Consider the following 495-nt stretch of genomic DNA (forward strand, 5'->3'; position numbering starts at 1 on the left):
AGACCTGGATCCACCGAGTCTCTGTTTGTGTTGGGTTTGTTGATGTTGTTGGTGGGTTTGCGGGTGGGGCCGGGTGTGTGGGCGTGCTGGTGTGGCTGGCGTCGCACCAGCGCGTTCCACTGTTGTCCGGTCGGTGGGTTGGCGGGGTCAGGGAGTGCGGCGGGCGGCGGTGAACAGTCCGAGGTAGCTGTCGGCCCATGGCCATCGTTGTGGCAGGTGCAGTGTGATGGTGCGGGCGGTGGTGGCGATGCGGGCGGCGAGGGTGATCAGCTGGCGGCGGATGGTGCCGGTTCTGGCCTTGGCGTGGAAGCGGCTGGCGAGGGATCCCGCGGCGCGCAGCAGGTTGTGGGTCAGCGCGGCGAGGGTGAGCCAGGCCGCGTTGGCGTGGAACCGGCCCGAGGGGAAGTGCGCCAGTGCTGAGTCGTTGAGGTCGGCGAAGATCTGCTCGATGGTTCCGGCGCGGCCGCGGTGCTGTGTTTCGGCGGTGACCGTGTC

General features: G+C 68.3%; 1 protein-coding gene. It reads right to left on the bottom strand.

Annotation, left to right across the window (positions count from 1 at the left end; genetic code table 11):
- Positions 1-147 precede the first annotated feature (147 nt).
- Positions 148-495 (bottom strand): transposase (locus EIZ44_RS44480; RefSeq protein WP_205673506.1); only part of this gene is annotated, 348 nt, incomplete at its 5' end.

The organism is Amycolatopsis nivea (genome assembly GCF_004522235.1).
GTDB lineage: Bacteria > Actinomycetota > Actinomycetes > Mycobacteriales > Pseudonocardiaceae > Amycolatopsis > Amycolatopsis nivea.